This window comes from uncultured Corynebacterium sp. (assembly GCF_902782855.1).
In the GTDB taxonomy this organism is placed as follows: Bacteria; Actinomycetota; Actinomycetes; order Mycobacteriales; family Mycobacteriaceae; genus Corynebacterium.
The window spans coordinates 1-14,228 of record NZ_CACZOO010000198.1; the positions used below are offsets into that span (position 1 = coordinate 1).

Annotated in this window: 12 protein-coding genes; 11 read left to right on the forward strand and 1 reads right to left on the reverse strand. The window is 71.0% G+C overall.

The window, feature by feature from the left end; genetic code table 11:
• Window positions 1–128: 128 nt before the first annotated feature.
• From QZV72_RS08535 to QZV72_RS08580, 10 genes are all read left to right on the forward strand, one after another.
• Complete coding sequence (locus tag QZV72_RS08535) at window positions 129–257, forward strand: hypothetical protein (RefSeq protein ID WP_297007325.1); 129 nt, start codon at window positions 129–131, stop codon at window positions 255–257.
• Window positions 258–354: 97 nt separating this feature from the next.
• Window positions 355–1,587 (forward strand): aromatic ring-hydroxylating dioxygenase subunit alpha, encoded by a 1,233-nt coding sequence (locus QZV72_RS08540; protein ID WP_297007327.1) that lies wholly within the window; start codon window positions 355–357, stop codon window positions 1,585–1,587.
• A 10-nt stretch (window positions 1,588–1,597) separates the two neighbouring features.
• Window positions 1,598–2,632 (forward strand): PDR/VanB family oxidoreductase, encoded by a 1,035-nt coding sequence (locus tag QZV72_RS08545; protein WP_297007329.1) that lies wholly within the window; start codon window positions 1,598–1,600, stop codon window positions 2,630–2,632.
• Window positions 2,633–2,643: 11 nt separating this feature from the next.
• Window positions 2,644–4,029: a guanine deaminase gene (guaD, locus tag QZV72_RS08550; RefSeq protein WP_297007332.1), complete on the forward strand. Its 1,386-nt coding sequence runs from the start codon at window positions 2,644–2,646 to the stop codon at window positions 4,027–4,029.
• Window positions 4,026–4,514: a 2-oxo-4-hydroxy-4-carboxy-5-ureidoimidazoline decarboxylase gene (locus QZV72_RS08555; RefSeq protein WP_297007335.1), complete on the forward strand. Its 489-nt coding sequence runs from the start codon at window positions 4,026–4,028 to the stop codon at window positions 4,512–4,514. The genes guaD and QZV72_RS08555 overlap by 4 nt, the downstream gene beginning before the upstream one ends.
• A gap of 26 nt (window positions 4,515–4,540) precedes the next feature.
• Window positions 4,541–4,909: a hydroxyisourate hydrolase gene (gene uraH / locus QZV72_RS08560; protein WP_297007337.1), complete on the forward strand. Its 369-nt coding sequence runs from the start codon at window positions 4,541–4,543 to the stop codon at window positions 4,907–4,909.
• A 33-nt stretch (window positions 4,910–4,942) separates the two neighbouring features.
• On the forward strand, window positions 4,943–5,905 hold the full coding sequence (locus QZV72_RS08565; RefSeq protein WP_297007340.1) for a MoxR family ATPase: 963 nt from the start codon (window positions 4,943–4,945) through the stop codon (window positions 5,903–5,905).
• Between the two features lie 68 nt (window positions 5,906–5,973).
• Window positions 5,974–7,056 carry a DUF58 domain-containing protein gene (locus QZV72_RS08570; protein WP_297007342.1) on the forward strand — a complete coding sequence of 361 codons (1,083 nt, stop codon included), beginning with the start codon at window positions 5,974–5,976 and terminating at the stop codon, window positions 7,054–7,056.
• On the forward strand, window positions 7,053–9,407 hold the full coding sequence (locus QZV72_RS08575) for a transglutaminaseTgpA domain-containing protein (protein WP_297007345.1): 2,355 nt from the start codon (window positions 7,053–7,055) through the stop codon (window positions 9,405–9,407). Before QZV72_RS08570 ends, QZV72_RS08575 begins: the two co-directional genes overlap by 4 nt.
• Before the next feature lie 83 nt (window positions 9,408–9,490).
• Complete coding sequence (locus QZV72_RS08580) at window positions 9,491–11,287, forward strand: acyl-CoA dehydrogenase (protein WP_297007347.1); 1,797 nt, start codon at window positions 9,491–9,493, stop codon at window positions 11,285–11,287.
• Between the two features lie 83 nt (window positions 11,288–11,370).
• Here QZV72_RS08580 and QZV72_RS08585 read toward each other — a convergent pair whose 3' ends face one another.
• Window positions 11,371–12,420 (reverse strand): FAD-dependent oxidoreductase, encoded by a 1,050-nt coding sequence (locus QZV72_RS08585; RefSeq protein ID WP_297007350.1) that lies wholly within the window; start codon window positions 12,418–12,420, stop codon window positions 11,371–11,373.
• Between the two features lie 83 nt (window positions 12,421–12,503).
• Here QZV72_RS08585 and QZV72_RS08590 point away from each other — a divergent pair, with 83 nt between their 5' ends.
• Window positions 12,504–14,108 carry an APC family permease gene (locus QZV72_RS08590; RefSeq protein ID WP_297007353.1) on the forward strand — a complete coding sequence of 535 codons (1,605 nt, stop codon included), beginning with the start codon at window positions 12,504–12,506 and terminating at the stop codon, window positions 14,106–14,108.
• The last annotated feature ends 120 nt before the right edge of the window (window positions 14,109–14,228 follow it).

A 14,228-nucleotide genomic window follows, 5' to 3' on the forward strand; every position in this document is an offset into this window, starting at 1 on the left:
GTAGTCCGGCCCCCCGGCCCCCCGGCCCCACGCCCCACGACGCCGACACGGGGACGGGGATCCCCGGGGAGGAGATGTGTCACGAGACTGTGACATCGCGGAAACAAGAGGCCCGCATACTCGGATCCATGAGTTTCCCACTGACCGCGCCGCGCACCGGCGCCCCGGCGACCCCCCGGGCTCTCCCGGCGTCGCAGGGCCACCTCGCCGGGTGGACCCGCGGTCAGATCGCGCACGGGGTCGACACCACGGTGTGAGTCGCGTCCGCGCCCCGCACCGTTCCGCTGACCCCCATTGTCCGGACCGGCCCGACGACCACAGGCCGCGTCCCCCCCGCGTGAGAAGAGAACCACCGTGACCTCCACCATCCCCGACAACCCCACCTCCACCGGCCCCGCCCCCACCTTCCGCCCCGATGTCTCCGGCGTCTCCGGCGTCGGCGGTCCCCGTGGACACCACCGCGTCCGCCGGAACCCGGGAGCCGGACTCCCCGCCGCGGCCGACGGTTACACCCCGGCCGAGGGCGACCTGCCACTGCCCCGGAAGCTCACTTTCGACCCCGCGGACTGGCAGATCATCGCCCGTTTCTGGCACCCGGTCGCCTACTCCGACGAGATCACCGGGGGGCCGACCGGGGCGACCCTGCTGGACAAGCAGCTGGTCATCTACCGCGTCGACGGGGAGATCACCGTCGCCGACAACCTCTGCACCCACCGCGGCATGATGCTCAGCCTCGGTGAGGACCAGCACGACGGCAGGGGGGTCAAATGCCCGTACCACGGCCTGCGCTTCGGGGCGGGCGGCCGGTGCACCGAGATCCCCGCCCACCCGACCGCGAAGATCCCCGCCCGGATGCACCTTCCCGCCTACGGAGCGGTGGAACGCTACGGCCTGGTCTGGGCGAACCTCGCCGCGAAGCCCGGCGACGTCCCCGGGGTGGACACCCCCACGGACATCCCGCCGGTGCCGCACTGGGACGAGGACGGCTACCAGCGCATCAACTGCCCCGGTATCGACGTCGGGGCCTTCGCCGGACGCCAGGTCGAGGGTTTCCTCGATGTCGCCCACTTCGCCTTCGTCCACGACAGATCCTTCGCGCTGTCCGACAATCCGGTCGTCCCCGAGTACACCCCGGAGCGCACCGCGGACGGGTTCACCACCGACTACTGGTCGTCGATGCCGAACATCCCGCATGACGCGAGCCCGGAGGTGTGGGACGCGGTGCCCGAGGGGTTCAGCTGGCTGCGTCGGTTCCGGCTGCACGTGCCGTTCACCGCGACCCTCGACGTCTTCTTCCCGGGCGGGAAGCACCTGGCGATGATGAACGCGGCGTCCCCGGTCTCGGCGACGAAGACCCGCCTGTTCGACGCCCGCGTCCGCAACTTCGACACCGACCAGCCCGTCCAGGACGTCTACGACTTCAACCTGCAGGTCTTCGAGGAGGACCGGGCGATGGTCGAGGCGCAGAAGCCGGAGAACCTGCCGCTGGACCCCACCCTGGAGGTCCACATCCCCGCCGACCGGTCGTCGATCGCCTACCGCCGCGCCCTGCGCGACCTGGGCCTGTCGCAGTTCTTCACCGCCTGAGGAGGACATCATGACGACACAGAAGAACCGGACCCAGGCGAACCACACTCCCACGATGCTCGCCGTGGTGGAATCCATGTCCCGGGCGGGACGTGGCGTCCTGCTCATCGAACTCGCCCCGGCGGTGCCGGGACGGTGTTTCCCGCCGTTCACCGCCGGCGCCCACATCGACCTGCACCTCGGCCCGGTGGTCCGCCAGTACTCCCTGTGCGGTGACCCCACCGCCGCGGACGCCATGTCCCGCTGGTGGATCGCCGTGAAACTCGATGAGACCGGCCGCGGCGGGTCCCGCATCATCCACGAGCAGCTGCGGGTCGGCCACACCCTGGAGGTCACCGGGCCACGTAACCACTTCCCGATGGTGGACGCCCCGGCCGCCCCGGCCGGTGCGGGTCGTACCGTGCTGCTGGCCGGCGGGATCGGCGTGACCCCGCTGGCGGCGATGGCGGCGACCTGCGCCGCGGCCGGCCGGGACCACGTCCTGCACATCTGGGCCGGCACCGTCGACGACCTTCCGCTGCGCACCCGGCTCCGGGAGACCACGGGCCCGGACCGGGCGGGTGGCGGGACCACCGTGGAACACCTCGGCACCGACGGGGACTCGCTGCGCACCGCCGGACACCTCCCCGAGCCGTACCGGCCCGGCGACCGCGTCTACATCTGCGGCCCCGGCGGCTTCATCGACCGGGCCGTGGGGCTCGCCGCCGCCGACGGCTGGCCGGGGGACGCCGTGCACGTCGAACGCTTCGCCCCGTCACGGCCGCGGGCTGCCGACGGCACTGCGTTCGAGGTGCGTCTTGCCTCGTCCGGCGCGACATTCCCGGTCGCGGCGGAGCAGTCCATCGCCGAGGTCCTCACCGACAACGGTGTGGACATCGAACTGTCGTGCGAGGCGGGGATGTGCGGGGCCTGCCTCACCGGAGTAGTCGACGGTGTGCCCGACCACCGTGATGACGTGCAGTCCCCGGCGGAGCATGCGGCGAACACACGGATCACCCTGTGCTGTTCGCGGTCGTTGACCCCGACCCTCACCCTCGACCTGTAGAGCCGGGCGCCATGGAAATCCACCTCGGTCACGTCATCACACCGCAGGACGCGGTGCACCCCGCCCCGCCCGCCCCTGTCGCCCCACCCGCCCCTGTCGACCTGCCCGATCTGCTCGACATCCCGCACGGCGCCGTCGTCGTCGACGGCACCACCATCGCGGCGGTGGGGGAGGCATCCGACATTCTCGCCGCGTACCCGGAGACCGCTTTCCACGATCACGGAGACGCCCTCATCATCCCCGGCCTCATCGACTGCCACGTCCACTACCCGCAGATCGGGATGATCGCCTCGCCGGGCGAGCAACTGCTCGACTGGCTCGACCGCTACACTTTCCCCGCTGAGGCCCGATTCGCCGATCCGGTCCACGCGCAGGCCACCGCCGAGTTCTTCACCGACCAGCTGATCCGCAACGGTGTCACCACTGCGTTGGTGTTCTCCACGGTCCACGCCCACAGTGTGGACGCCCTGTTCACCGCCGCGCAGCGTAAGGACCTGCGCATCATCACCGGCAAGATGTGCATGGACCGCAACGCCCCGGCGGAACTGCTCGACACCCCGGACTCCGCCGTCGCCGACAGTGCGTCGCTGATCGGCCGGTGGCACGGTGTCGGACGCCTCGAGTACGCCATCACCCCGCGGTTCGCGCCGACCTCCTCGGACGCCCAGCTCCGCGCCCTCGGCGAACTCGCCGCCGACCACCCCGACGTCGTCATCCAGACCCACCTCTCGGAGAACCCCGGCGAGTGCGACTGGGTGCGCGACCTGTTCCCGCAGGCCACCGACTACACCGACGTCTACGACCGGGCAGGTCTGGTCCGCGAGCGCGCCGTCTTCGGCCACGCGGTCCACCTCAGTGACCGTGAACTCACCCGCCTCGACGCGGCGCAGGCTTCCCTGGCGCACTGCCCGACCTCGAACAGCTTCCTCGGTTCCGGGCTCTTCCCGCTCAACGGGATCCTCGGGCGGTTCCCCGGCCTGCGCATCGGTTTCGGCTCCGATGTGGGGGCGGGCACCTCACTGTCCCCGCTGGTCACGGCGGGAGAGGCGTACAAGGTCTCCCGTCTGCTCGCAAGCACCACCGGGACCGCCCCGCTGACCGCCGCCGAACTGCTGTACCGTTCCACCCTCGGTGGCGCCCGCGCCCTCGGGGTGGACGCCCACGTCGGCAGTCTCACCCCGGGGAAGGACGCTGACCTGGTCATCCTCGACCCCGCGCCGGGAGACGCCCCGCCCACCGACCCGCTGCTCGCCTACCGCGCCGCACGGTGCACCACCACCGGGGAACTCCTCTTCGCCTGCCTGATGCTCGGCGACGACCGGACGGTCACGGGGGTGGTGGTCAACGGCACGCTGGTGGGGACACCGGGCACCGGGACGGTTACGATGGCGCCATGACCACGTTCACCCTCGCCGCCTTCAACGTCGCCCCGGCCGGCACCGTTGTCACGGAGCTGGAGACGATCCTCGGTTCAGCGACGCTGGCGGCTGCGGTGGCGGACGCCCGACCGTTCACCTCGGTCGACGCGCTCGTCGGGGCGGCGTCCGCACTGCTCGCCGTGCAGCGGGAGGCCGACGTGCTCGAGGCGGTCAACGCCCACCCGCCGATCGGTGGCGCGGTCACGGCCGGGTCACGGTCCGCATCGGAGCAGTCGGGGGTGGTGGAGTCCGCCGACCTGGACGCGGTGCGGGACCTGCAACCGGCCTACCGGGAGCATTTCGGCTGGAACTTCCTCATCATGGCCACCGGCCGGTCGAGTGCGGAGATCCGGGCGGAACTGGAGCGGCGTCTCACCGTCGACCCGGCCGACGAGTGGGCGTTCAGCGTCGGTCAGCTCGACGCCATCAACGGACTGCGGCTGCGCGGCACCGTCACCGGCTGAGAAGAAACACCAGAAGGAGAACCACCATGAGTCTGTCCACCCACTGCCTCGACACGACCACCGGCCTGCCCGCCGGAGGCCTGCAGGTCGAACTCGTCAGTCTGGCCGTCACCGACGTCGGTCCGGACGTCACCGCCGAGCCGACGGTGCTGGAGTCCGCCACGACCGACGCGGACGGTCGCTACCGCTTCGTCGTCGACCCTGCCCCGGGCACCTACCGTCTGCGGTTCCACACCGGTGACCTCCTCGCCGCGTCCGGCACCGCCACCCTCTACCCGTGGGTGGACGTCACCTTCACGGTCGGGGACCCCGCGGTGGATCCGGCGACGCCGTCGCACCTGCACATTCCGCTGCTGCTCAACCCCTTCGGCTACTCCACCTACTGCGGATCCTGACGGGACGGCACGTCGATGAGTGAACGGGCGGACATGACCGCACCCGACCCCGCCGTGACCGCGGTCCGTGATCTCGCCCGTACCCTGCACGCGTCGCTGGCGCAGGTGCTCAGGGGGAAGGCCGGGGCGATCGACGCGGTGATCACGACCATGCTGGCCGGGGGGCACGTCCTGCTGGAGGACGTCCCCGGTGTCGGCAAGACGACCCTGGCGACCGCTCTCGCCGGCTCGGTGAGCGCGGAGGTGCGGCGTATCCAGTTCACCTCGGACATGCTGCCCACCGACGTCACCGGCGTCACCGTCTACGACGACGACACCCGGCGGTTCCGGTTCCACCCCGGTCCGGTCTTCACGAACTTCGCCGTCGGTGACGAGGTCAACCGGGCCTCGCCCCGGACCCAGTCGGCCCTGCTGGAGGCGATGGCCGAGCGTCGCGTCACCGTCGACGGCACCACCCACGACCTGCCGGAACTGTTCATGGTCATCGCCACGCAGAATCCGCAGGACATGGCGGGCACGTTCCCGCTGCCGGAGGCGCAGCGGGACCGGTTCATGACCCGCATATCCCTGGGGTACCCGGAACAGGACGCCGAGATCGACATGGTGCTGTCCCACGGGGGGCGGCGTCCCGAGGAACTGGTGCGCCCGGTCGTCACCGTCAGTGACGTCCTCGTCGCCCAACGGGCGGTGCGGGCCATCGCCGTCGGTGAGCCCGTCGCCCGCTACCTGGTGGACATCGTCTCGGCGACGCGGCGACACGACGGCATCGCTCTCGGCGCCAGCCCCCGTGCGACCCTCCACCTGACCCGGGCGGCACGGGCACGGGCGGCGATGCAGGGCCGGTCCTTCGTCACCCCCGACGATGTCGCCCACCTGGCCGCCATGGTCCTTCCGCACCGCCTGTCACTGCGGGGACGCTTCGCCACCGTCGGCGACGCCCACATCACGGCGGTGCAGCTCGTGTCGCAGATTGTCGCGTCGACCGGGTTACGGTGACTGGACGGGTGACAGGGCCGGCGACAGGTCCGGCGACAGGGCCGGCGACAGGGCCCGGGACGACGACGGTGGCGCTACCCCCGGGGAAGAGAACGGCGGGAAGACCGCCGGTCGCGCTCACCGGACGTGGCTGGGGCGTCCTCGTCTGCGCCGTCCTCGCGGGGATCCTGTGGCGCGTCCTGGAACTCCGGGACCTGCGCTACCTGATGGTTCTTCCTCTGGCGATGCTGCTGCTGGCACTGGGGTACGCCCTGCTGGTCCCCCCTGCGGCGAGGCTGGGCACCCGTGTCGAGGTACCGGACGTCACACCCACGGTCGGCGGAGGTGTCGACTGCGTCACCTCGGTCGTCCAGCGCCTGCCGCTGCGGCTGCACACCCGGATGCTGTGGCAGTTCGGCGACCGTGAGGTGACCCGGGACGCCCCGGTCGCCCGCACCCCGGTCGTCTCCCGGGTGCGGTTCCGCGCCGACCGGCGTGGAGTGCAGTGGACCGGGGTATCGGACCTCGTCCTGCCGGACCCCTCAGGCCTGGTGGTCCGAAGGATCCGGGTGGACACCGGCCGGGATCTTCTCGTCCTGCCCCGCCCGCTCGACGATCTGCCCGCGGACATCCCCGGCCCGGTGGCCGCCCGAGCCGGCGGGGACGACGACGCCGGGGTGGACTACTCGGCGGTGTCCGGCGTGCCGGCCGGTGTGCTGCGCGAGTTCCGGACCGGGGACGCCGTGCGCCAGGTCCACTGGAAACAGAGTGCCCGCCTGGGCAAACTGCTGGTCAACCAGTACGAAACCCCGGAACGGCGTGAGGCGGCCGTGCATCTCGTGGCGGACCCCGGGTGCTACAGCTCGGCGGAGTCCTTCGAGACGGCGGTGTCGGCGACGGTGACCGTCGCCGACCGGCTGCTCGAGGACGACTACCGGGTGCTGCTGAGCTGCGGTGACGGTCCGGCCCAGATCTGCGGTGACGGGGACGCGGTGCGCCGGGTGCTCGCGCTCGTCACCACCGCCGACGACGGGGGTGCCGGTGACCCCGTCAGACCCGCTGACGTCGTGGTCACCGGCGCCGTCACCCCCGGACTCACCGACCGGCTGGGCGGCGACGCCTTCGCCGGTGAACTACTCGCCGTGGAGACCCTCCGGGAGGCGCACCGGTGACGCACGCCCGAACTCCCCGACCAGGTGGGGTCCCCCGCACCACCCGGGATACCCCGACGTTCTCGCCGCGGCCGCTGGTGTCCGGCGTTCTCGTCACCCTGCTGTGCGCCGTGGTGCTGCAATCGATGCACCTCATCTTCCGCACCGGACCGTGGCAGTGGCAGCTCCTCCTCATCTTCGCCGTCACCGTCATCCCGGCGACCGGGACGGCCTCGGTGCTGTCGCCGCGCCGGGAGACACTCGCCCTGCTCGGCGGCGCCGGGGTCGGGGTGGTGACCTGGCTCGTCCTGCTCATCGCCACCGGGCGTGCGGGGGAGTGGCTCCGGGACCCGCTCGGCATGTTCGACCGGGCGGCGCAGGTGGTCAACACCGCGGCGACGCCCTTCGACCCCGCCGGTCCGGTCGCCGACCTGCTGGGGCTCATGGGGCTGATGCTCGGGATCGCGGCATCCGCCCTGCTGGTCGGGGCGGGGGCGCCGTTCGTCACCGGCGGTTTCCTGTCACTGCTGCTGCTCGCCCCGGTCGCGGCGACCGGTGTGGTCGTCGACCGGTCGCTGATCGTCGCGGCCGGCGTCCTGCTGGTGCTGCTGGCCTGGACCGCCGCACCCCGGCTCTCCGTGCCGGGGCTGACCATGGCTGCGTTGGCCGGCGTCATCGCGACCGGTGTGGTCGCCGCGATGCCGGACGCCACGGACCGGGTCTGGAACCCGGCGGTGGTGAAGTCCCCGGTGAACAGCACCGTGCCGGATGTCACCGTGTCGCTCGCCGAAGACCTGCGTGAGCGCAGCGGTTCACGGGTCTTCAGCTTCGACACGCAGACCCCGGGTGCCCACTACTTCACGCTGGCCACCCTCGCGGACTTCGAGGGCGGGCGCTGGACGCCGCAGGAGGACTCCGGGGACGCCGCGGATTCCGTCGACGTACCCCGGGCGGCGCAGGTGCCGCCGGGCCTGCAGTCGACGACGGTGACGATGGACGGGCTGCGCAGCGGGTGGTTGCCGCTGCCGCAGTCGGCGTACCGGGTGACGGTCCCGGGCGGGACGCAGGGGGAGTCGCAGGAAGAGAACCGGAGTGACTTCGACCCGGGGAAGTGGACGTGGATGTCAGACTCCGCGACCGCGAAGGCGGAGACGGCGGTGACCCGTGACGGTGACCGCTACACGGTCGAGTCACTGCCGTTGATCTCCTCCCGGCTCGGTGAGGTCGACCTTGCCGCACTGGCCGCGTCCGGTGTGGACACCGGCGCCGTCGACCGGTCGACCTACCTGGAGCTGCCGGGGGAGGTTCCGGCGTCCCTGCGGGAGGCGGCGGCCCAGGCGGCCGGCGGTGCGGCGGGTGCTGACCGGATCGGGGCAGGGTACGCGCTGGAGGCGTGGTTCCGCAGCGGTGCCTTCACCTACGACGAGTCGGTCCCCTACGATCCCGGGGCTGACGGGGACGCACCCTACGCGGTGATGGAGGCGCTGCTGGAGCGGCGCAGCGGATTCTGCGTGCACTACGCCTCCACCTTCACCGTGATGGCCCGTGAGCTGGGGATCCCCACCCGCATGGCGGTGGGGTACGCGGCACGGTCAGGTGGTGGGGGGCCGACGAACGTGAAGGCCCGGGAGCTGCACGCCTGGCCGGAGATCCTCGTCGACGGTGTCGGCTGGGTCGCCTTCGAACCGGCCCCCGGTGGCCCCGGCGGCCTGGAGGTCCCCTCGGAGGGGCAGCCCGCCGAGGACGCCCCCGCCGAGGAGTCCCCGGCCGGGACTCCCCCCGCCGTGGAGTCCCCGGAGTCGCCGGTGACCTCGGAGGAGCCGTCGGCACCGTCGAGCGACGCGGTGCCCACGACCCCGCCGGCGGCGGGGCAGGTGCCGGAGGACCCGTCCCCCGGTGACCCCGGCACCCCCGACCGTCCCGGGGACACCGCGTCCGGGGAACCTGCCGGGTCCGGTGTCCCCCTGCCGGTGCTGGTGGCTGCCGGTGTGGTCCTGCTGCTCGCAGTGCCGGCGGCCCTGCGCGCCCTGCTCGGCCGGCGGCGTCGCCGCGGAATCAGCCGTGGTGACCACCCTGCGGGAGACGCCTGGCGGGAAGCGACCGCAACCGCCGCCGACCTGGGGTTGGGTCCCGCGCCGGCGCAGCTGCGGGCCCGGACACCGGAAGCCCTTGCCGAGCAGGTCGGTGGAGACGCACTGGCCCGACTGGCGTCCGCGGTCTCCGCGGAGCGTTTCGGTGGGCTGGACCTGTCCGACCGTCGCGGGGACCTGAGGGAGCTGCTGGACGCCGCGGTCGCCGACCTGTCCGGGCGGAGCAGCCGTCCTGCCCGGGTGCTCGCGGTGCTGGTACCGCGCTCGCTGTTCGGCCGGTGAAACCCGGCCCCTGGTTATGTTGGTTGATGTAATGTCATGAATCGCAGTTCATAATTGCCGGCACCGACCCCGCGAGGAACCACATGGACACCCGAGAATCGCTGATGCTCGACGCCACCGACCTGGAGTTCTGCCTCTACGACTGGTTGGACGCCGAGAACCTCACCACCCTCGACCGATTCGCCGAGCACAGCCGGGAGACCTTCGACGGCCTGCTCGACCTGTCACGCCGGCTCGCCGAGGACCTCTTCGCACCGCACAACCGCACCGGTGACCTCGACGAACCCCACCTCGTCGACGGCACGGTGCAGCTCATCGACGAGGTGAAACCCGCCCTCGACGCCTTCGCCGAGGCCGGCCTGCTCTCCGCGACGATGGACGAGGAACACGGTGGATTCCGGCTGCCCGCCCTGATATACCGGGCGGCGTTCCTCTGGTTCCAGGCCGCGAACGTCAGCACCGTGTCCTATGCGCTGCTCACCACCGGTGCAGCGAACCTCATCCTCGCCCACGGCTCCGCCGAGCTCCAGGAGCGGTTCCTGCCACCGATGCTCGACGGCCGCTGGTACGGCACGATGAATCTCTCGGAACCCGGCACCGGTTCCGCCCTCGGGGACCTCACCACCACGGCGACCCGCGCCGCCGACGGCACCTACCGCATCCGCGGCGACAAGATGTGGATCTCCGGCGGGGACCAGGAGATCTCCGAGAACATCGTCCACCTCGTCCTCGCCCGCACCGGTGGTCCCGGGGTGAAGGGACTGTCCCTGTTCATCGTCCCGAAGTGGCTGGGCGGGCCAGGTGACCTCACCGACCGCAACAGCGTCACCCTCGTCGGCCTCAACCACAAGATGGGCTATCGCGGCACGGTGAACACCGCCCTGCGCTACGAGGACGCCACCGGCTGGCTCATCGGCGAGGAGGGCCGGGGGCTCACCTACATGTTCCACATGATGAACGAGGCCCGGATCGGGGTCGGCGCCGGTGCGACCGCCCTCGGCGTCACCGGGTTCCTCCACGCACGTGACTACGCCCGTGGGCGGATCCAGGGACGCCCGCTGGATGCCGGGGCCCCGGGGGCCCCGGCCGTGCCGATCATCCGCCACCCCGATGTACGCCGCATGCTGCTGGAGGCCAGGTCCTACGCCGAGGGCGCGGTCGCGGTGATGCTCTACGCCGCGAAACTGCTGGACGAGGCGGCCGCCGCACCGACGGTCGAGGAGCGGGACGCCGCCGCGCTGCTGGTCGACGTCCTCACCCCGGTGGCCAAGAGCTGGCCGTCGCAGTGGTGCCTGGCGGCCGATGACCTGGCCATCCAGGTGCTCGGCGGGGCCGGCTACACCCGCGACCACCCCGTCGAGCAGTTCTACCGCGACAACCGGCTCAACCCCATCCACGAGGGCACCCACGGCATCCAGGGCCTCGATCTGCTGGGGCGCAAGGTGCTGCTCGAGGATGGCGCGGGTTTCCGCGACCTGCTGGGACGTATCGACGCGACCTGCACGGCCGTATCCTCCCCGGAGACCGCGGGACTCGCCCCGACGGCGCTCGCCGCGCTCGCCGCGGCCGTCGCCTCCCGCGCGACCCGCCTCGGTGAGATCGCCGTGAACGCCTGGGTGGACGGGGACGCCGCCACCGCCCTGACGAATGCCACGACCTACCTGGAGGCCGCCGGTGACATCATCGTCGCCTGGCTGCTGCTCGACCAGGTCCGCGCCCTGGGGGAACGGAGCGCCGACGAATGTGACAGTTTCGCGCAGTCAAAGCTGCTGACCGCGTCCTTCTTCATCACCCACCTGCTGCCGCGGGTCGATCCGCAGCTGGACCTGGTCGCCTCGGGGGACCGCCTGCTCAACGATCTCGACGACGCGCTCATCTGATCCCCTGTCAGCCCCCCGACCACCCATCCCGACTCCGGCCCGACTCCGGCCTGACCCCGGCCTGACCCCGGCCCGCCGACGTGTCAGAGGCCGTCGACGATCGCCACGACCCGCTCCGCCGTCCCCCAGCTCAGAGTGATGCCCGCACCACCGTGCCCGTAGGCGGCGATCACCGGCACCCCGCCCGCCACCGTCGCCGCCGCAGACTCCGGCAGGGACCGGGGATCCACCAACCCCAGCCGCAACGTCGACCGACCGGGACGCAGCCCCACACCGTGCCCCAGGACCGGCAGCTCCCCGAGCTCCGGAACCGCCGCGACGGCGCGGGCGTAGATGTCCGCGGCGGTCGTGGCGTCCGGCTCCCCGTCCCACGCGCCGACCTCGGCCACTCCACCGACGACGATCTCGTCGACCCGGGGGAGAACATAGGTCTGGGCGTCCGGATCATCATCGTCGATGTACCAGTCGGTGAGCACAGGGCTGCCTCCCTCACCGGTGCCGTTGGCGACGAGGATCACCTGGCCGCGGACCGGGAAGACCTCGTCATCCCCACCGAGCAGCTCGCCGCCACGGATCCCACCGCAGACGACGACCGCCTCCGGCGGCTCAGTGTCATAGGCGCCCTGCACCAGCAGGTCGAGGGACTCCACCCGCCGCCACCGGAACCGCACACCGGCGATCCGGCAGGAGTCCATGAGCCAGGCCAGGTACGACGGGGTCATGATCATCGGCAGGGTGGCCTCCACCCCACCTCCTGTCGCGGTCACGGCGTCCTCCCCGAGAACACCGGTGACCACCGGCACCCAGGAACGGTCCGGCGGGTCGAGCCGCTCGCGGTAGAAACCGTGACGCAGCTCGACCGGGGCGATGTCGTCGGTGACGTCGTCGGCACCGTCGGCCACCGCCGCCCCGGCCCGACGGGCGAGTTCCACGAACCGGGCCAGGGAGCGCCGTTCCAGATCAGGGCCGTCAGGGACGGTGACGTTGTAGGGGAACCAGATTGCCCCGGCGACCGCCGAGACAGTGTCGCCGGGTCCGTGGTCGGCGATGACCGTCACGTCATGGCCGGCGTCGGTGAGTTCGAGGGCACAGGTCAGGCCGGTCACTCCGGCCCCGAGAACAGTGATGCGCATATCTCATAGAGTAAGCCCTCTTTCCCGACAGTTGGACAAGCCACTAGAATCGACCGACGACATACAAGAGAGTGAGGCCGTACGTGAGCAACCTGTTCCGGACGAAATCGATTGAACAGAGCATCCGGGACACCCAGGACCCGGAGCATCAGCTGAAGAAGAACCTGGGGGCCCTGGATCTCGTGGTGTTCGGTGTCGGCGTGTGCGTCGGCGCCGGCATCTTCGTGCTCACCGGGCAGGTCGCCGCGTCCCACGCAGGACCCTCCGTGGCACTGGCTTTCGTCATCGCCGCCGTCGGCTGCGGCCTCGCCGGACTGTGCTACGCGGAACTGGCGTCCACCGTGCCGGTGGCGGGCAGCGCCTACACCTTCGCCTACGCCTCCGTCGGCGAGTTCATCGCCTGGATCATCGGCTGGGACCTCATCCTGGAGTTCACCCTGGCGTCCTCGGCACTGGCGACATCGTTCAGCGACTACCTGGCGATCGTGCTCGACGGCACACCCTTCGAGATCCCGGACGCCGTCCAGAACACCGACAAGGGCGTCATCAACCTGCCCGCCGGAATCCTCGTGCTCGCACTGACCGTGGTGCTGGTCGTCGGCATCAAGCTGTCCAGCCGGATCAACCAGGTCATCACCGCGATCAAGATCGCCGGTGTGCTGCTGGTCGTCATCGCCGGCTGCTTCTTCATCAAGGTCTCCAACTGGTCCCCGTTCATCCCGCCGTCGGAGGGCTCCCAGGGCTCGGTCTCCGAGGTGATGCACGCGCCGCTGGTGCAGACGCTGCTGGGTATCGAGCCGTCCACCTACGGCCTCGGCGGCCTGTTCTCCGCCGCGGCGCTGGTCTTCTTCGCCTTCATCGGTTTCGACGTGGTCGCCACCACCGCCGAGGAGACCAAGGACCCGCAGAAGAACCTGCCGATCGGCATCTTCGGCTCGCTGGCCGTCGTCACCGTGCTCTACGTGGCAGTCTCCCTGGTGATCACCGGCATGCAGAACTACAAGGACATCGATCCGGCGGACGGTGCGCCCCTGGCCACCGCATTCAAGGTCGTGGGTGCGGACTGGATGGCGAACGTCATCTCCGTCATCGCGGTGATCGGCCTGATCGTGGTCTCGATGACGATGTTCCTCGGCCAGACCCGCATCGCCTTCGCGATGGCGCGTGACGGCCTGTTCCCGGAATGGCTCGCCAAGACCCACCCGAAGTACCGGACGCCGTACCGCATCACCATCGTCACCGGCATCGTCATCGCGGTCATCGCCGCGATCGTGCCGCTGGCGACGCTGGTCGAGATGATCAACATCGGCACCCTGTTCGCCTTCATGATCGTGTCCATCTCGGTGATCGTGCTGCGTAGGACCCGTGCCGATGTGCCGCGCGCCTTCAAGGTGCCGTGGGTGCCGTGGGTGCCGGCCCTCGCCGTGATCGTGTGCGGTTACCTGGCTCTGAGCCTGCCGCTGGACACCTGGATCCGTTTCGTGGTGTGGCTGGCGATCGGCGTGGTCATCTACTTCGCCTACTCGCAGCGGCATTCCCGCCTGGGCCACGGCTACGAGGGCGAGGAGGGTCACGAGGAGGTCCTCGCCGCGGAGGCCGCGCACAAGGCCCGCGGTGCCGCGTCCGCCAAGGATGCTGACGCCGCTGATGCGGACGCAGGGGACGCCGGGGACGCCGGGGAGAAGTAACTTCGAGCTCCCCGGGGCCCGTCCGGATCCCTGGTCCCGTGTTCGCCTCAGATACATCACAGCCCGTGCCACATTTCCGCCCCGGAAGTGGCGCGGGCTGTGATGTATCCGGGGTGAACA